We start from the raw sequence: 17,888 nt of genomic DNA on the forward strand, positions 1-17,888 counted from the left end.
AGGTTTGAGGCTGGGTCAAGGATTATTTCGAGGGTCTTGCTCACTGCCTTGGCAAACATCAAATTGTAGAGATATTCCAATGGTTTATACACTTCAATAGTTTTATCTATTTTACAATGGTTATGCAAAACAGGGTTTGAACTAGTTATCTAGGACAGCCCCTTCGTTTGGATGTACATTTCGTTCAGAAACACAATGAATGGCTATTATGCAAGGATAAAACGTATCTGATAGTAGAATATTCTTCAATATAGTTGATCCAATTTAAGAGTGGTACAAGGCGACCGAGTGCAGATGTATACGTCATACTTCAAGCGAGGTTAACGCTGTAACGCTTTTTTAGTGGATTGACTATAACACCTTGTTTTTATAGTAAATAACGTATAAAAAAAGGGACTCACCTATTGGCAAGTCCCTTTTTTTATCTCAGTAAAACTCATATTTACTCTTAGATCTTTGCTTTGATCGTAGTCACAATACCAGATAACGCATAAATGATACCGATCGCCAAGATACCAACAGGTATATCATAGAGCACGATACTCATGACCAGTACACCAATGATAAGCACCACAAAGGGTACTTTCTTTTTATCAAACTCTTTAAAGCTGTAGTACTTAACATTACTGACCATGAGCAGACCACAAATAACCACCCACGCTGCGAATAAAAACATGATCGCCGTATCGTACTGACCAATCCATTCGTTATGATCAACTGCAACCATAACCGCTGCTGTTACTAATATAGCTGCAAGCGGACTTGCCAAACCAACGAAGTATTTTTTATCGACGATACCCACCTGCACATTGAAGCGTGCAAGACGAAAGGCAGCACAGGCAGTAAAGACGAACGCACAACCAATCCCAATACGACCCAGCGGCTCTAGCGCAAAGCTATAAACCAACATAGCAGGGGCCACACCAAATGCGAGCATATCTGCTAATGAATCATATTGCTCACCAAACGGGCTTTGGGCATTAAGCATACGGGCAACGCGGCCGTCGGCACCATCTAGAATACCTGATAAAAAGATAGCCAGAGCCGCCTTGTAAAACTCGCCTTGCGTACTTGCCAAAATTGAATAAAACCCTGATAGCAGTGACAAAGTTGTAATCAAATTAGGCGCTAAATAGACACCGCGACTGACCACACGCTTACCTTCTGCAACCTCTGCCTCGACGACCTCAAAGGTCAAACCATCATAATTGTCGTTGTCTGCTAGACGAATATTAAACTCATGCTCATCCATGTATGGAGGCTGGGTCGCTGCATTATCCTGCAACGCTCCCTCTTTTGGTGACATGTTATTTGGTTCGCCTTCAGGTGGCTGCATATTCGTCATCTTGATATCCTTATTAGCCAATATTGCTGTTCACTGACACCATCTACTGACGTCACTATTCACCAACCAGCCAGCGTACATTGGTCGCACTGTCAGGCGTTAAGTCTGGCGCATCTTCTACTTTTAGTACTGGCTGCAAGAAACGTAATATCTCGCGAGCATGGTTATCAAACTGCCATGGCGGATTGATAACCAGTAGACCTGTACCGTTCAGACCGACGGCCACATCATTAGGATAAATATTTAGCTCACAAACCAGCTGACGACGCATCTCGGTACGCTTGAGCTTTTTATAAAACAACTCAACCGCTTCGATATTTTTGATTGGGAACCACAGCGCATAAGTACCTTGTGGCCATTTTTTATAAGCCGAGACTAATAAATCGATCAGGCGCGTAAAGTCTTTATGCTCTTGCTCAAAGGGAGGATCAAGGAAAATCAAACCGCGCTTTTCTTTTGGTGGAATAACAGCGGTGATACCTTCAAAAGCATCACGATGCTGGATACCAATTGGCAGCTTATATAGCTGATAGTTCAGTGCATCATATTCAGTCGCTTTGGCTTCAAAAGCTTCGGCGCGCACGCCAGCATCAGGTTTTTTAGCGGCGGTTTTTTCGACGTGATGAGCAATCCACCACGGCGAACCCGGATAGACTTTATTGTCGTAAGTGAATTTGGCTTGTTTAATGCCTTCCATATAATCTTTGACAGCGGCTGGTGCTTTTTCGGTATCTGCTTTCAAAAAAGCCTGAATACCGCCTTTGGCCTCCCCTGTCTTGCGCGCTTCTTCACTGCTTAGTGAATACAGTCCGCGGCCACCATAAGCGTCAAGCACATAAAACGGTTTGTTTTTTTGCCCCAATTGATTGAGCAGTTGTACCAATAAAATGTGTTTAACCACATCAGCAAAGTTACCAGCGTGGTAGGCGTGTTTATAGTTCATAATCTCAAAAGTTTAAATAAGAAAAATTGCATCTATGGTAGCATAGGCGGAGTAAAAGATAATGTGGTTTTAGTAAGCCTTTCAATAAAAACGCATTGAATGGCGGTATATTGACCACTGATTGATAAGAATGAGATGAAATGACGCAGATTATTAGCAACCTGAACAAGACAGCGTTGGTCGTTGATCATCCGATAGGACAGGACAATCCTCCGTTACTATCTCCAGACAGTCATAACGACGACCCAAACGCGCCTACCCAGCAGGTACTGCAACTTTCTGATTTTGCAGTCAGCTGGGAAGATAGGCTGACGGATAAGCAGCTTGATACATTTGTCACTGATGGCTGGCTCACTATTGATAATGTATTTAATAAGACCGCATTACTTGCGCTACAAGCAGAAAGCGGTTTTATTGACTATCGTGATGCGGCGCTAACCGCTGGTGTTCGCATCAGTGATATCCGCGGTGATAGGATACGCTGGATCACCGAGAACTTCTTTGCAGGCTACTACTATCTACAAAGCATTAACGCGCTGGCCGCTCTGTTTAATCGTAGCTTATTCGCGGGTATTCGTCATAGCGAAGCGCATTATGCGTGTTATCCGATTGGCTTTGGCTATCAATGGCACAGCGACAATCCTGCTGGGCGCGATGAACGGGTGATCTCAGCGGTGTTTTATCTTAATGATGATTGGGAAGCGACTGACGGCGGCGCGCTAGAAGTCGTTGATAAGCATGGCACGCACCATGAAGTGATGCCAGTTGCCAATAGACTAATCATTTTTGATAGCGACCTACAGCATCAAGTGCAGATCGCGCATCGTCAGCGTTACTCTATTGCTACGTGGATGCGCCGTGACGGTCTTGTACCCTTTGTCGAAGTAGACGCTTAGCACCTATTCTTCATTATCTATTTATATTTAACATTTTCATTATTATACAAAAGGCTAACCCATGTCAGACTCTCACCAACAGCCCACCCACCAACAAGCAACCTTAGATTTGAGTATTGCGCTACTCGAACGCCCATCTGTCACACCAGACGATGATGGTTGCCAAGACATATTGTCAGAGCGTTTGGAGCAAGCAGGCTTTGACTGCGAGTTTATGTACTATGGTGACAGACAAGCAAAGGGTGAACACGCTGAAGTCAAAAACTTGTGGGCGCGCCGTGGCACGACGGACCCCGTGATTTGCTTTGCTGGTCATACCGATGTCGTACCAACGGGTGATGAAAAAAACTGGACCTATCCACCATTTACGCCAACCATTGCTGATGGGTATCTATGGGCGCGCGGTGCGGCAGACATGAAGACAGGCATTGCGGCTTTTACAATTGCGGCTGAGCGTTTCGTTGCCAATCATCCTGAGCACAATGGTTCGATTGCTTTTTTGATCACTTCAGATGAAGAAGGTCCATCAATCAACGGTACGGTCAAAGTCATCGAAACCTTAGAAGCTCGTCAAGAAAAGATCACTTATTGTCTTGTTGGTGAGCCATCGAGCACAGATACGTTAGGCGATATCATCAAAAATGGTCGTCGTGGCTCATTAGGTGCAGAGCTCACTGTTACAGGTAAACAAGGCCATGTCGCCTATCCACACTTGGCCTGTAATCCGATTCATGCGGCGATGTCTGCGCTTGCTGAATTGACCTCTACCGCATGGGACAACGGCAATGACTACTTCCCAGCCACCTCATTGCAGATATCAAATATCAATGGCGGCACAGGTGCAACCAACGTCATTCCTGAAACGCTAAATGTGGTTTTTAACTTTCGCTTTTCGACAGAGACGACTGAAGATGAGCTAAAGGCAAAAACGCATGCTATCTTTGATAAGCACTTTGCTGATAGTAAGGCCAGTTACGACATCAATTGGAAGTTATCTGGTCAGCCGTTTTTGACCCCTGAAGGGAAACTGGTTTCGGCCTGTCAAAACGCCATCAAAAAAGTCACCGATGTCGACACCACCTTATCAACCTCTGGCGGTACATCTGATGGCCGCTTTATCGCACCAACAGGGGCACAAGTTGTGGAGCTTGGCGTACGCAATGCGACGATTCATCAAGTAGATGAAAAAGTGGAAGTCGATGATTTGGGCAAACTTGCACAGATTTATGAAGGGATTTTGGAGAATTTGTTGTTGGATTAGTAATTAGCGATGATAATTAAAAAAAGCGCCCTAGGAAACTTGGGCGTTTTTTTATAAAAGCATGAACCAATAATATTAATCTTTATTTTTTAAACCATGCATACGGAAAGAGTTAAGCGTTTCTGAGTTTAATATACTATCCACAAACTTCCTTTTATTCTCGTCCGTTAGAGCTTCACCTTCTTTGACACCACATTGTTTAAATGCTTCATTGACCGAAATATCGGCTACTCTATCAGCTTCTTTCTTCCAAGATAGCTGCTGAGCCGTTGATATCACTTCAAATAGCGCTTCTTCTATTTTATCTTCGAAAATTGATTGGTAGTTATAGGTTTCTATAATCTCATCATCGGAAAGATTTATATCTACTTTCAAGTCAATAGTCTGACCTGTCATTGGATTGATACCGTAGGTACTTATAGTATCTTTTCCCTGATAATTACTTCCTAGGCGTATGATTATCCGATATGTACCGAAATATTCTATATATGCAATCAACTGCTTTTTTTTACTACAACCTTTGACTGATATACAATGAATTGGTACTCCTTTTGTGCGATTTTTTACCAAGTCCGACTTGTAAAAATAGCCGAAGCACTTTTCAGCATTTGGATTTTTTAAATAGTAAATAGCTTCATCACAGTCTTCTAGGGAAATACCAGATTCAAAAGCCCAAGCAACCGCAGACTTTACAAGAGAACGACCCGCCTCATGACCGCCGAAAGAAATATCAAATACTATCTCATCTTCGCAATAGATAGAGTTCTCTTTCAAACTTCCAGATATTGAATCTATATCTAGGTCAGGATGCTTTTTTTTCATGCTCTTCAACATATCTTTTGCTTGTGACATAGTTTGAGCTTTGCCAGAAAAATGAGTACCACCGCTTTCTATTGGTGTTTGCCTAAAACTTTGGCTACCTAAAGTCATCGTTCCATTTGCACGTAGTGTTATTTTTTCACCTTTAGTCGTTGTAAACTTGTTTGGCTTAACCTCACCTCGTTCACGCTTAATGTCAAATAAGAGACTAAAAGGTTCTAGCTGATTAATTAACGCAATATCCCATGTCCTTCCAGACTTCTTATTGCAGTCCTCGCAAATGAAGTTTTCTACTTTTTTTCTTCCCCCGATAGCATTAGGAATGATATGTTCTTTAGTATTATTGTCTTTAGTGATTTCTACATCACAGAGAGCACATTTTGAAGAAGTCATTTTTTATCCTTATATATTATGCTGTGCAATAAACTATAGAATATTAGACCTTTTGCATTAATTATTGCTAGGCCTCGTAACTCCGTTAGTAGAAGTCAATGAACTGATGCTTTTGCAAGAGACCTATTGATCGTCTAATCCATAAACCTCAGCTTCATAACTCTCTTCTTCAAAACTCGCTTTAAAACATTGATTACCATATTAATATTTGCTATTCATTACTCTAGTCTCTTCACTCAATCCCAATATAAACATCCACTTGACCGTACTCTAGATTACCACCGATGTAATGCTCAAAATCTACATTAAATGTTCGGGTATGCTCACAATCTGGCGCATTGAAATATTCCCAAGCATTTTCCCATGCATTCATGACGGTATTAGGCATGTGGCCTTCTTCAGAAAATACCAAGTACTTTCCTGCAGGAATGGTGACTTCTACCACATTACTGGTGCTGGCGGTACACTCACTGTCTGATTGGTCATCCTTCTCACTGGCTGTTTTCCAGCTAGCGACAACATCAAACGCGCCTGCTAAATCATCACTCTCATAGTTATGATAAATACCGTAAATATCTTCGCCTTCAGGCAACTGTCCTGCGTAATTCTGGTAAAACTTCTGCCACAATCTACCAAGCTTGGCAGTGTCGTGGCTAATCTCAGCGTGATTGGTGGTGCGAACACTGATACCGAGACACGCTATCGCTTCTGGCAGCTCTTTAGTTTGTGATGTCATGATGCGGCCTTTTTGATTTATTGAATTTTTATTGATAACACTGCTCAACGTTATAGAGTCGATTAGTCGGCTTCATCGATCCAATTCATTTGAATGGCTTCTAAGATACCTTCATTTGATTTTTGTGGATCATCATCAAAGCCTTCAAGCTCAGTCACCCAGCGATGCAAATCGGTAAAACGTATGTACTGCGGATCAGTCTCTGGAAATTTTTCATAAAGCTCAATCGCGATATCTAAGCTGTCTGTCCATTTTAATTTTTGTGGTGTCATAACGGTACCTTTTTTTAGTCGTTTTAGAAATAGTAGTGTCGCCTTAGTATTGGCGATTTGATGGACTCTATCCTACCAAAATTTAGCAAATGATTATAGCCAAGTTATTATCGGGTGCTATTTTTCAATACTGGGTTTCAATGTGGTTTAGGCTGACTTGGTCGATTTCACAGCAACTTGGTGGTTATTCCATGTGTTAATCACATCTGTCAATTGCTCCCCTGTCATGTCCAATACCTCTGGCGTGCGCATACCGGTGTCATCGGTAAAAACAAACTTGGTCATACCAACGCCCATGAGCTGATTTTTGACAAAAAATCGATGCTCAAAATACACGTATTTGTGATCCCAGCCTGCGACCACACTACTAAGCGTCATTTTATCCAAAAATTTGATTTGCTTAAGATAAATCATCTCTTGCATAGCAATGACCCAGTTCAGAGGCTTGATGCCTTTTTGATGACAGCGTGCCATCACCCAGCGTGTCACGTTTAGTTCAATAAATGACAAGTAACGATAATTGGGCAGATGATCGCGAAACCCCATGTCATGCGGTAATACCCGATAGTGACGGACAGTCGGTGCGGTCAATGTCTCTAGACTAATCGTCCCGCTCGTCGATTGATGCTTGAGCTGCTGCTTAAGCAAACTGACCATAATAAAAAAGCGCAGTAACATATTCATAAGTAACCCTTTTAACACTTATCTTTTGTGAATAATAATTGCATATAAATGTGGCATACCTTAACGCAAAAAAAGCCACCTCAGTGACTTTTTTATTTGAGAAAACATACTCAAAACTTATGCTGAAAAGCTGATTTTAGCGATTAATGACCACCACCATTGATACTACGTACCATCTCTTCGACCATCTTTTTGGCATCGCCAAAGATCATCATGGTTTTGTCCATATAGAAGAGGCTGTTATCAAGACCTGCATAGCCGGTGCTCATCGAACGCTTAATAACCATAACGGTTTGCGCTTTGTTAGCTTCTAAAATGGGCATACCAAAGATAGGAGATGTCGGATCGTCTTTTGCTGACGGGTTGACGACGTCGTTGGCACCGATGACCAAGACCACATCGGTACTGGCAAAGTCGGAATTGATCTCATCCATCTCTAGGATATCGTCATAAGGCACGTCGGCTTCTGCCAATAGTACGTTCATGTGCCCTGGCATACGACCAGCAACAGGATGAATGGCAAAACGAACATTAACGCCTTCTTCTTTTAATAGCTCGTACAATTCTTTTACCGCGTTTTGCGCGCGGCCTTGTGCCATACCGTAACCTGGTACGATGACCACATTGCTGGCATTGGACATAAGGAACCCTGCGTCTTCTGCTGAGCCTGATTTGTATGTTTTTGGTGCGCCATCATCATCGCTTGCTGCAGCAGCTGACGTGCCCATACCACCAAACAAAACGTTTAGTAGAGAGCGGTTCATGGCTTTACACATGATGTAAGACAAAATCGCACCTGAGGAACCGACGAGCGAACCTGCGATAATGAGCATCGAGTTGCCCAGCGTAAAGCCAATACCTGCTGCCGCCCAACCTGAGAACGAGTTCAATAGAGACACGACCACTGGCATATCACCGCCGCCGATAGGCGCAATCCACATCCAGCCAAAAATCACTGCAATCACTGTCATCGCATAAAACGCAGGCAAGGAATCCGTGACAAAATACACCCCGCCAAACCCAATCATCGCTATAAATAGCAAGGCTTGGACAGGTTTTACCCAGCCGCCAGTGACTGTTTTTGCCCAGCTTTTTGCTGCTAATTTACCAAAAGCAAAAACCGACGCTGAGAAGGTAATCGCACCGATGAAGCAACCGATAAATAGCTCAACACGGGCAACCGCGCCATGTTCTTGCTCAGTGTGTAATACCGTCGCAAGGGCAATCGCAACCGCTGCCAAACCGACAAATGAATGCATCAACGCTACGGTTTCTGGCATCTGCGTCATGGCAACGGTTTTTGCCTTCCACATACCAACCAGCGCACCTAAAATCATCGCGCCAATAATGAGCCAAAGGACAGGACCTTCTGCTAAAAAGAACGTCGTCACGACGGCAATCGCCATCGCTACCATACCAAAGCGGTTGCCACGAATCGCTGTCTTTGGACTCGACAATCCGCGTAACGTTAAAACAAAAAGGATCGCACCAACCAGATAGAACCAATCCGCATTCGCCGCAATCATTGTTGATAAATCATTCATGCGTCGCCTCCATTATCAGTGCTTGCTGCTGGGGCTTTTTTTACTTTGGGTTTGAACATCGCGAGCATACGTTCAGTCACCGCAAAACCACCAAAGATATTGATACTGGCCAAAAATACCGCAAAAGCACCAAGCAAACTGGTCGGTGTAAACATAGAGCCGTCGATATGGACAGTCTGTAGCATCGCACCGACGATCACGATACTTGATAAGGCGTTGGTCACCGCCATCAATGGCGTATGTAGCGCTGGGGTCACGCCCCAGACGACGTAGTATCCGACAAAGATAGCGAGTACAAATACGGTAAAAATCGCGACAAATGGTGTGCTACTCATGGCTGCACCGGCAGGCGCTGCCGCTAAAATGGTGGCGATCATCTCATCCTCCTAAAAATTTATTCGTGTCTGGCAAATGTATGGCGACCAGCAAGGGCTAGCGTTTGGCCAAGCGCACTTGGTTGTCGTGGGTCACTGCCAGTGCACCCTGAATCTCATCTTCCATATCTAAGTTAAGCGAAAGGTCGTTTGCTGCTGCATCGTCGCCAGCAGGTGCAATCAAAGTCGTGATAAAGTTAACCAAGTTATTGGCGTATAGATCTGACGACTGTGCGGCTAGCATAGATGGGATATTGGCGGCACCAACGATACGTACGCCGTTTTCTGTGGTGATGGTCTCATTTGGCACACTGCCTTCGACGTTACCACCGGTACCAGCAGCCATATCGATCAGGACAGAACCTGCTTTCATTTTGGCAAGGGTTGCCGCGTGCACGAGACGCGGGGCATTACGACCAGGAATCTGTGCTGTGGTAATGACAATATCGGCATTGCTTAATGCTTTGTCGACGACTGCAGCTTGGTCTTTGATATATTGTTCTGATGGCGTCCACGCATAGCCGCCCGTCGCTTTGGCTTTTTGTGCTTCATCGTCACTCATTGGCACATCCAGCCATTTACCGCCCAGCGACTCCACCTGCTCTTTTGCCGCAGGACGCAAATCACTCGCTTCTACAACCGCGCCTAGACGCTTTGCCGTTGCAATCGCTTGCAGACCTGCCACGCCTACGCCCAAAATAACCACTTTGGCTGGCTTGACTGTACCCGCAGATGTCATAAACATAGGAAAAGGACGAGAGTATTCGTTAGCCGCGAGCAATACCGCTTTATAACCAGCAAGGTTAGCCTGCGATGACAATACGTCCATGTTTTGCGCACGTGATAATGTGCGCGGTAATAACTCCATTGCAAAAGCCGTCGCACCTTTGGCCGCATAAGTGTCAAGCTGAGTGTTGCGATACGGGTCTAGCATACCGACGACGATTTGGCCTGCACTCAAATGCTCTGCCACTTCGGCGGGCAAGTCGTGAATGGTGGTAATAATTTGAGACTGGGCAATCACCTCGGCGCTGCTGCTGGCAATGTCGGCTCCTGCCGCCTGATACAACGCATCAGCATAATACGCTGCTTGGCCTGCACCTGACTGAATGACGACTTCAAACCCAAGCTTGCGCAATTTTTTGACTGCGTCTGGGGTTAGTGCGACACGGCTTTCACTCGCGATATCTGCACTGATTACACCGATTTTCATATCGTCTCCTTACTTATATAGAATGACTTACCCTTAATACCCTCAACGCATTTTCAAAAGCATAGGGGACAAAAATCCTTAACCATGACTTATCCAATATCATAAATAAAGACTATCAATTTAATAAATGATGTATTGTTTACCATCATGCCTTTTTATTATAGAGACATAATCTGCCAACTTTCATTGTCTAATGATGACCAACAAGTAAGATAAAAAGTTAGGTATTGATACCATCTGCATAACTTTTGTTGTTATATTAAAGTTTTTTATTTTTTCAAAAAACCTCTACCCCTTATATAACAAGGTCTCGCTTCAATAGAGGCTAACTGTATGGACATTTACGCATTGCCATATCCCCTTAAAAAAAACATAAAACACTCAAGGTCAAGTCAAGTTAAACCCTCAGCTGTCGTATAATAAGAATGCTTGACACCTGAACAGGTCGGTCATTGACTCACGATAATAAGGACTCACCATGTATTTTTTGCTCTCTCCTGCCAAATCTTTGAATGAAACAGACGCTGTACCAGTGAACTTGGGCAACTACTATAGTCAGCCTGAACTGATCGCGCACTCACAGTCACTCATGAAAGTATTGAAGTCCAAAGAGCCCGTTGATCTGCAAGAGCTGATGAGCATCTCTGATGATCTTGCGCAACTCAATGCCACGCGCAATCAACAATGGCATTGGAGCGAAGATAAGCCGTTTACTGATGATGAGTCTGGTAATGTAGCAAAGCCGGCGGGCTACTTGTTCGACGGTGATGTTTATACCGGTCTTGATATGTATCACATGGATAAAGAAACCGCTGTCTATGTCAATGAACATCTGGGTATTTTGTCAGGTCTTTATGGGGTATTAAAACCGTTGGACTTGATTCAGCCTTATCGTTTAGAGATGGGTACAAAGCTAAAAAACGCGCGCGGTGATAATCTTTATGAGTTTTGGAGAGAAGAAATAACTGACGTTATCAATGCTCGTATGGCAGATAGTGAGGACAAGGTCTTGATCAATCTGGCGTCGAACGAGTATTTTAAAGCGGTGAAAAAGAAAGCACTGAAGGCGGATATCATCACGCCACGGTTCGAAGACGAAAAGAATGGCACGTATAAAGTCATTAGTTTTTATGCCAAAAAAGCACGCGGACTGATGGTCAAATACGCAGCAGACAATAAGCTGACCAGTGCGGAGCAGCTAAAAGGCTTTAACTTAGCGGGTTATTATTATTGTAAAGAGGCGTCTGATGATAAGACGTGGGTGTTTAGACGCGATGCGGCGGATCAGTAACTTGATATAAAAAACGGCTGGTAATGCCGAGACCTTGGCTAGATTTTCAGCAACGGTTGGGGTGATTTTAGCCTCAGCCTTTCAGCGTAGTACCACATTTTAATGTTCAACAGAACCTAGGGCTTGCACCTAATGAGCCACCATCAATAAATAAAAATTAGCCCCATTTAGTTTATCGCCTAATAACCATGGCGCATTATTAACGACCTTTTTCAATAATCTCCCAGCCGTGAGCTAACCTACAATTTTCTTCATCTTTCATTGGTTGCAAATCGTATTCGCCATGACACTTGCATCATTTATTTCGCTCGATTGGACAAAATGACGCCAATGGTACTAAGTACGATTCCGCATATCATGATGACTGATAGAGACTCTTTGAGTATCAACGCAGCGAGTATAGCGGTTAATCCTGGGGACAAAGAGCCAAGTAATAAGGTACGAATGGAGCCCAGCTGTTTGACCGCATAAGAAAATGCAATGGTTGATACCACTCCTACCCCAAGGCCTTGTACTAAGATAAAAGGCAGCACCTCATCAAAGGATACAGACCCTATATTGGTCTCCATGATGCCAGATAAAACCATCACCAATGTCAGAAAAAAAGAGCTATAAGAGAGTACGATAGCGATCACTATTGGGCTTAGCTTGGTGCTTTTTAACCCCAAGGTATAACCCGCCCAAATCAGGCTTGCCATCAACAGTAACCCTACCCCATACAGAAGACTATTAGGTATGGCCTCTGCCCTCCCGCCAACCATAGTAGCGATACCAAAGAGAATAAGGATTAATGCGGCGAATTTTCCGAGCGATATTCGCTGACGATAAAGAATAAAGGACAGTAAGGCAGCAAAGAACACTGGTGTCCCTGTCAAAATAGTCCCCATGTAGGCTGCTGGCACCGTGCTAGCCCCAAAAGCCGCCAACAGGAGAAAAGGCACGCCGCCAAGTAAAATAAACATGATATCTGGTAGTCTGATGCTTTTGATGTCATGCCAATTAGCGCGTACCCAAGGGGTCAACAAGACTAGCGGTACACTAAAGCGAATGAGCATGACATCCGCAATGCTGAGCGACGATGCTCCAACCGCTCGTACAGTCAACGCAAATCCTGACCAAATCAATAAGACAACGCTCATCGCCACATAGCCTTTGGTTAAAGGCGACATAATGTACAAAGGGTTTTTGCGTGCTGAGGGGTGAAATATCGTATTCATAGTCTTGTCTTATGCTGGTATACAAAGACCAATTATCGATTAAAATACGCGCTTTTATCTCTATTTATTCATTGCAATTTCCCAAATATTTGGTGGATAATGCCAATTAAATCAAAATTCCTGGCTTAAAAAACCAAAAGGTAAATTATGGACAAAATCGACCGTCATATCTTGGAAGTACTCCAAAAAGAGGGACGCTTATCTACGGCGGAGCTGTCCGAACGCGTAGGGCTGTCGCCATCTCCTTGCGCAAGGCGCCTAAAACGTTTGGAAGATGAAGGTTATATAGAGAACTATCAAGCAAACATAAACAAAGCCAAAGCGGGTATTACCATGAGTTTCTTTGTGGAGGTCCGTCTCAACAGCCACCAAGAAGAGTCTATTGCAGCTTTCGAGAATGCTTTGTCCGATATGGACGAGGTCATCAATGGACATGTGGTATCGGGTTCTTATGATTATTTATTAGAAGTGGTAAGCCCCAATCTCGATGGTTATGAGCGGTTCACACGTAAGCTGCACAAACTTGCTAGCGTCAAAGATATACACACTCATTTGTCGGTGAGAAAGATTATTAACAAGACGACTTTACCTATTTTCGTATGAGATTTTTAACACTAATGGGCAATCTCGAGCACGGCCTTCCCTGACGTTAAGTCTATTAAGATTAATATAAATAGCTAGTGAAGTTGAATTATTACATAACTTTATTATCGAGCATAAAAAAGCCCTGCTATCTTTGATAGCAGGGCTTTTGGTAATTAAAACACTTTTACTACGGTAGTTATATTTATAGTGAAAAGTATTATATGGGTTGACTGAAGCAGTACGACTAGGCAACCGAGCAAAGATTGTACTTATAGTACATCAAACGAGGTTAACAACGTCGTACAAATTCAGTCGAGGCATAAATTACATCATGCCGCCCATTCCACCCATACCGCCCATTCCACCAGCACCGCCCATGCCAGCCATACCATCATCTTTTTCTGGTAGGTCGGTAATCATGGCTTCAGTCGTTAGCATGAGACCAGCAACAGAGGCAGCGTTCTCTAGTGCTGAGCGTGATACTTTGGCTGGATCAAGGATACCCATCTCAAGCATATCGCCGTACTCACCAGATGCCGCATTGTAACCGTAGTTACCCGTGCCGTTTTTCACTGCGTTAACAACCACTGATGCTTCTTCGCCAGCGTTGGTAACGATTTGACGTAACGGTGCTTCCATCGCGCGGCGTAGAATGTTGATACCTGCGTCTTGGTCGTCGTTGTCGCCTTTGAGCTCAGACAGTGCATTCATCGCACGAACTAATGCAACACCACCACCAGGTACGACACCTTCTTCTACCGCTGCACGAGTGGCATGTAGCGCATCGTCAACACGGTCTTTCTTCTCTTTCATTTCAGTTTCAGTCGCTGCGCCAACTTTGATTACTGCTACGCCGCCTGCCAGTTTCGCAACACGCTCTTGTAGCTTTTCTTTATCGTAATCAGAAGTAGACTCTGCGATCTGACGGTTGATAGACTCAACACGGTTTTCGATGTCAGCTTTGTTACCAGCGCCATCAACGATCACGGTGTTTTCTTTACCAACAGTGACTTTTTTCGCAGTACCCAATTGCTCAAGGGTCGCCGTCTCTAGGCTCAGACCAATCTCTTCAGAGATTACTGTGCCGCCCGTTAGCGTTGCGATGTCTTCTAGCATGGCTTTACGACGATCGCCAAAACCTGGTGCTTTAACGGCACAAGTTTTTAAGCCGCCACGCATGTTGTTTACAACTAGAGTTGCCAATGCTTCGTTTTCTACGTCTTCAGCGATGATTAGCAATGGTTTGCTTTGCTGCATGACTTGCTCAAGTAATGGCACGATCTCACGGATGTTGCTGATTTTTTTGTCAACCAATAGGATATATGGGTTTTCAAATTCAGCAGTCAAGCTGTCTTGCTTGTTGGCAAAGTACGGGCTGATATAACCACGGTCAAACTGCATACCTTCGACAACTTCTAGGGTATCTTCGAAGCTTGAACCTTCTTCAACGGTGATAACGCCTTGCTTACCCACTTTTTGCATCGCTTGCGAGATCAATTCACCGATTTTGGTGTCTGAGTTTGCAGAGATAGAACCTACTTGTGCGATGGCTTTTTCATCATCAGCTGGCGTTGATAGGTTATGGATTTCTTGCACAGCTGCGCGAACGGCTTTGTCGATACCGCGCTTAAGATCCATTGGGTTCATGCCAGCGGCCACTGACTTCATGCCTTCTTGTAAGATTGACTGAGCCAATACGGTCGCAGTCGTTGTACCATCACCAGCGACATCATTGGTACGGCTAGCAACTTCACGAACGAGCTGAGCACCCATGTTTTCAAATTTGTTTTCAAGCTCGATTTCTTTGGCAACTGATACACCATCTTTAGTGATGGTTGGCGCGCCAAAAGATTTATCGATAACCACGTTGCGGCCTTTAGGGCCTAGGGTGACACGTACTGCGTTTGCTAGAACGTTGACGCCGTCCATCATTTGTTTACGGGCATCTATGCCGAATTTTACGTCTTTTGCCATGGTAAATTACTCCATTATTATAAGTATGAGAATACAATTGAATGATTTGATAGTTGCTTATCAAAAGCGGTTATCAGAACCTGTGGTCAAGATGTGCTGAGTATAAAACGATACTCAAGAGGACTAGCCTTCTAGCACACCTAGTACATCAGACTCTTTCATAATCAATAGTTCTTCACCGTCAACCTTCACGGTTTGACCAGCATATTGACCGAACAAAACTTTGTCGCCAGCTTTTACATCTAACGCACGAGTTTCGCCATTGTCACGAACTTGGCCATTACCAACAGCAATGACTTCACCTTGTGAAGGTTTCTCTTGAGCAGAACCCGGCAATAAAATACCACCAGCAGTTTTTGTCTCTTCTTCTATGCGGCGGACGACGATACGGTCATGTAAAGGACGAATGTTCATCGATATGACTCCAAAAATTGGTTGTTTGAATAAAGGGTTTATTTGAATTAATAGTCTCAATACCAGTATCTATAAGAGTCGCCATTCAATCATAGCAATCTAAAGATACGCTTTGAGCTTGTAACAAAAAGTGGGGGCAAGATAGGTTGGCTTCAAGTGTAAAGCCCAAAAATTTACAAGATTATTCTGACAGAATTTGATAGAGATGAGACTTAATAGAGGCCATACGTTTTATTTACCCTCTATTGCTGGCTTTACAGCACGTTACCCTCGATGGTCGTATCAGATGTCATAGCAACATTCGCTACAATCGTCACACGTGCCAGTCGATTGTTACTCTTGAAAATGTAACAGAGTATGACCATTATAAGCGTTGTGAACATAATAAGAATGACGATAGATGCTGCTATATCAGCATCTTATTAATTACTAAGAGGTATTTATGAGTTTTTTATCAATGCATAATAAATCACTGCCCAACGCTTCTAATAATACGAAACGCAGTCCATCTAAGTTTTTATCTGCCTTAATCACAGGTATCAGTATTTCTACCATTGGAGCCTTGAGTATGACCGCACCCACACTTGCCAGCGCAAAGACTGTTCAGCCATCAACGGCCAACTATAGTTTTACCGTTGAAGACAAATACAAAGGAACCGCGACTCGTACGTTAAACAAGTCCGGCAATACTTGGAAATACAACGTTAAGGCTCGCGTCGCCGGGGTAGCTAGTGCCTCGCAAAACAGTACGTTTACCCTCAATGGTAATAATGTCATTCCAACCCAAGCCAGCACCACTTATAAGCTATTAGGATTGGGTCGTACCCACAAACTAAACTTTAACCCAAATAGCAAAAAGGTGACCAGCAACTATAAAGGCAAGACCACGACGCTGAGTATGCCGCAGCAAGCTTTTGATGATTTGAGTCTTGAGGTGCAAATTCGTCAAGATCTGTTAAATGGTAAGTTCACTGGCAATTACTACATGGCAAAAAAAGACAAAATCGAAAAGACCCCATTTAAAAAATCTGGCAGCACCAAAATTACCGTTCCAGCCGGTACCTTTGATACTGTCCGTGTTGACCGTATTCATGACGACGACAGTCGCTCTACCAGTTTTTGGTTGGCACCAAGTCTAGACTACTTACCCATCAAGGTTAGTCAGATCAATGATGGTAAGAAGATGGATTTGGAATTGACCAAGGTTAACTAATCCAAGTATGTAAACAGAAGCGTTGAAAAGTAATACTGCAATAAAAAAGCGGCGTCCTATTTGGAACGCCGCTTTTTTATGTTTGAAGTTTAAGAGTAGAAGCTATCGATATAAACCGTTTCTTTCATACTATAAAATACTAGCGAGAACGTGGGGTTTTAACAACATTATTCATCGACGGCAAGCGTTTTAGTAAAATAAACAACCAAACGTTGATGGCAAACAACAATACAAAATCAATCAGATATACCGCTATTTCCGCCCAGCTGCTGCCATACGCGCGCGTAAACAGCACCACGCCACTTGCGCCCAAATATACTAGAGTAAACATACTACCGACCAATAACGCATAAGGCGAGCGTCCACGTAATATCCACGGTGTCAATATAAACGCTGGCACCAACCATAACGCTTGCCAAGCGATTCCGCCGATGATGTCTGGGCTACTTGGGTTAAAGATGCTAATAAAAATAGGCAGTCCAAGCAATCTATAAACGAGCCAAATCAGCCACGTGACCGTCAAGCGCTTGGCTATAGGCGCAATCGGCTTAATAGCTTTGGAGGATTTACTATCGGAGCAGTTTTTAGCCATTAGAGATCTGTGTTTCCTAAATGATTAGCCTGATATTCAGCTATCAGCACGTCATTATCAATATGTAAGTGCAAAAGTGGTGAGGTATATCGTTCGAGCGATAGCATCCGTTATCTATGAAT

Annotated in this window: 18 protein-coding genes; 5 read left to right on the forward strand and 13 right to left on the reverse strand. The window is 43.7% G+C overall.

Annotation, left to right across the window (positions count from 1 at the left end; genetic code table 11):
- Nucleotides 1-448 precede the first annotated feature (448 nt).
- Both pssA and AS194_RS07625 read right to left on the reverse strand, forming a co-directional pair.
- Complete coding sequence (gene pssA / locus AS194_RS07620) at nucleotides 449-1,252, reverse strand: CDP-diacylglycerol--serine O-phosphatidyltransferase (RefSeq protein WP_058024936.1); 804 nt, start codon at nucleotides 1,250-1,252, stop codon at nucleotides 449-451.
- Between the two features lie 148 nt (nucleotides 1,253-1,400).
- Entirely contained in the window at nucleotides 1,401-2,288 is an 888-nt protein-coding gene (locus tag AS194_RS07625; protein WP_058024915.1) for a 23S rRNA (adenine(2030)-N(6))-methyltransferase RlmJ, read from the reverse strand.
- A gap of 140 nt (nucleotides 2,289-2,428) precedes the next feature.
- Here AS194_RS07625 and AS194_RS07630 point away from each other — a divergent pair, with 140 nt between their 5' ends.
- Both AS194_RS07630 and dapE read left to right on the forward strand, forming a co-directional pair.
- Nucleotides 2,429-3,184 carry a 2OG-Fe(II) oxygenase gene (locus AS194_RS07630; protein ID WP_058024916.1) on the forward strand — a complete coding sequence of 252 codons (756 nt, stop codon included), beginning with the start codon at nucleotides 2,429-2,431 and terminating at the stop codon, nucleotides 3,182-3,184.
- Between the two features lie 61 nt (nucleotides 3,185-3,245).
- A complete protein-coding gene (dapE, locus tag AS194_RS07635) occupies nucleotides 3,246-4,445 on the forward strand; it encodes a succinyl-diaminopimelate desuccinylase (protein WP_058024917.1) in 1,200 nt (399 codons plus the stop codon).
- Nucleotides 4,446-4,520: 75 nt separating this feature from the next.
- Here the strand turns inward: dapE and AS194_RS07640 are convergent, their stop codons facing one another.
- From AS194_RS07640 to AS194_RS07670, 7 genes are all read right to left on the reverse strand, one after another.
- A complete protein-coding gene (locus AS194_RS07640) occupies nucleotides 4,521-5,657 on the reverse strand; it encodes an HNH endonuclease (RefSeq protein WP_058024918.1) in 1,137 nt (378 codons plus the stop codon).
- 232 nt (nucleotides 5,658-5,889) lie between these two features.
- Nucleotides 5,890-6,393 carry a GyrI-like domain-containing protein gene (locus AS194_RS07645; protein ID WP_058024919.1) on the reverse strand — a complete coding sequence of 168 codons (504 nt, stop codon included), beginning with the start codon at nucleotides 6,391-6,393 and terminating at the stop codon, nucleotides 5,890-5,892.
- Nucleotides 6,394-6,455: 62 nt separating this feature from the next.
- Nucleotides 6,456-6,665 carry a Fe-S cluster assembly protein IscX gene (gene iscX / locus AS194_RS07650; protein WP_021812734.1) on the reverse strand — a complete coding sequence of 70 codons (210 nt, stop codon included), beginning with the start codon at nucleotides 6,663-6,665 and terminating at the stop codon, nucleotides 6,456-6,458.
- A 147-nt stretch (nucleotides 6,666-6,812) separates the two neighbouring features.
- Nucleotides 6,813-7,349 carry an acyl-CoA thioesterase gene (locus AS194_RS07655; protein ID WP_058024920.1) on the reverse strand — a complete coding sequence of 179 codons (537 nt, stop codon included), beginning with the start codon at nucleotides 7,347-7,349 and terminating at the stop codon, nucleotides 6,813-6,815.
- Between the two features lie 143 nt (nucleotides 7,350-7,492).
- The gene (locus tag AS194_RS07660; RefSeq protein ID WP_058024921.1) at nucleotides 7,493-8,893 is read right to left on the reverse strand and encodes an NAD(P)(+) transhydrogenase (Re/Si-specific) subunit beta; all 1,401 of its coding nucleotides are present in this window, start codon (nucleotides 8,891-8,893) and stop codon (nucleotides 7,493-7,495) included.
- The gene (locus AS194_RS07665) at nucleotides 8,890-9,228 is read right to left on the reverse strand and encodes a proton-translocating transhydrogenase family protein (protein WP_058024937.1); all 339 of its coding nucleotides are present in this window, start codon (nucleotides 9,226-9,228) and stop codon (nucleotides 8,890-8,892) included. Before AS194_RS07665 ends, AS194_RS07660 begins: the two co-directional genes overlap by 4 nt.
- Nucleotides 9,229-9,325: 97 nt before the next feature.
- On the reverse strand, nucleotides 9,326-10,480 hold the full coding sequence (locus AS194_RS07670) for a Re/Si-specific NAD(P)(+) transhydrogenase subunit alpha (protein ID WP_058024922.1): 1,155 nt from the start codon (nucleotides 10,478-10,480) through the stop codon (nucleotides 9,326-9,328).
- Between the two features lie 478 nt (nucleotides 10,481-10,958).
- Here AS194_RS07670 and yaaA point away from each other — a divergent pair, with 478 nt between their 5' ends.
- Nucleotides 10,959-11,771 (forward strand): peroxide stress protein YaaA, encoded by an 813-nt coding sequence (yaaA, locus tag AS194_RS07675; RefSeq protein ID WP_058024923.1) that lies wholly within the window; start codon nucleotides 10,959-10,961, stop codon nucleotides 11,769-11,771.
- Nucleotides 11,772-12,070: 299 nt separating this feature from the next.
- Here the strand turns inward: yaaA and AS194_RS07680 are convergent, their stop codons facing one another.
- Nucleotides 12,071-12,988 carry a DMT family transporter gene (locus tag AS194_RS07680; protein ID WP_227511607.1) on the reverse strand — a complete coding sequence of 306 codons (918 nt, stop codon included), beginning with the start codon at nucleotides 12,986-12,988 and terminating at the stop codon, nucleotides 12,071-12,073.
- Nucleotides 12,989-13,135: 147 nt separating this feature from the next.
- On the opposite strand from AS194_RS07680, the gene AS194_RS07685 reads away from it, so the two are divergent.
- Nucleotides 13,136-13,591 (forward strand): Lrp/AsnC family transcriptional regulator, encoded by a 456-nt coding sequence (locus tag AS194_RS07685; protein WP_058024924.1) that lies wholly within the window; start codon nucleotides 13,136-13,138, stop codon nucleotides 13,589-13,591.
- A gap of 306 nt (nucleotides 13,592-13,897) precedes the next feature.
- Here the strand turns inward: AS194_RS07685 and groL are convergent, their stop codons facing one another.
- Nucleotides 13,898-15,547, reverse strand: a complete 1,650-nt coding sequence (gene groL / locus AS194_RS07690; protein ID WP_058024925.1) for a chaperonin GroEL — start codon at nucleotides 15,545-15,547, stop codon at nucleotides 13,898-13,900.
- 123 nt (nucleotides 15,548-15,670) lie between these two features.
- Nucleotides 15,671-15,961, reverse strand: a complete 291-nt coding sequence (gene groES / locus AS194_RS07695; protein WP_058024926.1) for a co-chaperone GroES — start codon at nucleotides 15,959-15,961, stop codon at nucleotides 15,671-15,673.
- Between the two features lie 457 nt (nucleotides 15,962-16,418).
- On the opposite strand from groES, the gene AS194_RS07700 reads away from it, so the two are divergent.
- On the forward strand, nucleotides 16,419-17,174 hold the full coding sequence (locus AS194_RS07700) for a DUF3108 domain-containing protein (protein ID WP_058024939.1): 756 nt from the start codon (nucleotides 16,419-16,421) through the stop codon (nucleotides 17,172-17,174).
- Nucleotides 17,175-17,313: 139 nt separating this feature from the next.
- Here the strand turns inward: AS194_RS07700 and AS194_RS07705 are convergent, their stop codons facing one another.
- Entirely contained in the window at nucleotides 17,314-17,766 is a 453-nt protein-coding gene (locus AS194_RS07705) for a hypothetical protein (RefSeq protein ID WP_058024927.1), read from the reverse strand.
- Nucleotides 17,767-17,888 lie beyond the last annotated feature (122 nt).

The organism is Psychrobacter piscatorii (assembly GCF_001444505.1).
Classification (GTDB): domain Bacteria; phylum Pseudomonadota; class Gammaproteobacteria; order Pseudomonadales; family Moraxellaceae; genus Psychrobacter; species Psychrobacter piscatorii_B.

Bases quoted from the DNA above. Each gene is read 5' to 3' on its own strand.
- AS194_RS07655 (WP_058024920.1), bottom strand. From the start codon at position 7,349: ATGAATATGTTACTGCGCTTTTTTATTATGGTCAGTTTGCTTAAGCAG.
- AS194_RS07625 (WP_058024915.1), bottom strand. From the start codon at position 2,288: ATGAACTATAAACACGCCTACCACGCTGGTAACTTTGCTGATGTGGTT.
- AS194_RS07705 (WP_058024927.1), bottom strand. From the start codon at position 17,766: ATGGCTAAAAACTGCTCCGATAGTAAATCCTCCAAAGCTATTAAGCCG.
- pssA (WP_058024936.1), bottom strand. From the start codon at position 1,252: ATGGATGAGCATGAGTTTAATATTCGTCTAGCAGACAACGACAATTAT.
- AS194_RS07630 (WP_058024916.1), top strand. From the start codon at position 2,429: ATGACGCAGATTATTAGCAACCTGAACAAGACAGCGTTGGTCGTTGAT.
- AS194_RS07640 (WP_058024918.1), bottom strand. From the start codon at position 5,657: ATGACTTCTTCAAAATGTGCTCTCTGTGATGTAGAAATCACTAAAGAC.
- AS194_RS07665 (WP_058024937.1), bottom strand. From the start codon at position 9,228: ATGAGTAGCACACCATTTGTCGCGATTTTTACCGTATTTGTACTCGCT.
- AS194_RS07645 (WP_058024919.1), bottom strand. From the start codon at position 6,393: ATGACATCACAAACTAAAGAGCTGCCAGAAGCGATAGCGTGTCTCGGT.
- AS194_RS07700 (WP_058024939.1), top strand. From the start codon at position 16,419: ATGCATAATAAATCACTGCCCAACGCTTCTAATAATACGAAACGCAGT.
- AS194_RS07680 (WP_227511607.1), bottom strand. From the start codon at position 12,988: ATGAATACGATATTTCACCCCTCAGCACGCAAAAACCCTTTGTACATT.
- groL (WP_058024925.1), bottom strand. From the start codon at position 15,547: ATGGCAAAAGACGTAAAATTCGGCATAGATGCCCGTAAACAAATGATG.
- AS194_RS07660 (WP_058024921.1), bottom strand. From the start codon at position 8,893: ATGAATGATTTATCAACAATGATTGCGGCGAATGCGGATTGGTTCTAT.
- iscX (WP_021812734.1), bottom strand. From the start codon at position 6,665: ATGACACCACAAAAATTAAAATGGACAGACAGCTTAGATATCGCGATT.
- AS194_RS07685 (WP_058024924.1), top strand. From the start codon at position 13,136: ATGGACAAAATCGACCGTCATATCTTGGAAGTACTCCAAAAAGAGGGA.
- groES (WP_058024926.1), bottom strand. From the start codon at position 15,961: ATGAACATTCGTCCTTTACATGACCGTATCGTCGTCCGCCGCATAGAA.
- yaaA (WP_058024923.1), top strand. From the start codon at position 10,959: ATGTATTTTTTGCTCTCTCCTGCCAAATCTTTGAATGAAACAGACGCT.
- AS194_RS07670 (WP_058024922.1), bottom strand. From the start codon at position 10,480: ATGAAAATCGGTGTAATCAGTGCAGATATCGCGAGTGAAAGCCGTGTC.
- dapE (WP_058024917.1), top strand. From the start codon at position 3,246: ATGTCAGACTCTCACCAACAGCCCACCCACCAACAAGCAACCTTAGAT.